This window comes from Cupriavidus sp. SIMBA_020, from assembly GCF_046535395.1.
GTDB classification, from domain to species: Bacteria; Pseudomonadota; Gammaproteobacteria; order Burkholderiales; family Burkholderiaceae; genus Cupriavidus; species Cupriavidus campinensis.
Genome location: NZ_JAWRWU010001430.1, coordinates 1 through 244 on the forward strand (window position 1 = coordinate 1; position 244 = coordinate 244).

Sequence of the window (244 nt, forward strand, 5' to 3'; positions counted from 1 at the left end):
GTACTGACGGCCTTGCACGTGGACCTTGGTGACGAGCGGACAGGTTGCGTCCAGCACGTCGAGGTCACGTTCTTCGGCGGCGCGTTCGACCGTCTTGGCAACGCCGTGGGCGCTGAAAATGGCGACTGCGCCCTCGGGCACTTCGTCGAGCTCTTCCACGAAACGCGCGCCCTTGTTGCGCAGGTTCTCGACCACGTGCCGGTTGTGGACGATTTCATGGCGCACGTAGACGGGCGCGCCGTGC

At 65.2% G+C, this 244-nt stretch carries 1 pseudogene; it reads right to left on the minus strand.

Annotation, left to right across the window (positions count from 1 at the left end):
- Nucleotides 1-244: pseudogene (locus SB751_RS34265) on the minus strand (4-hydroxy-3-methylbut-2-enyl diphosphate reductase); the annotation flags it as partial.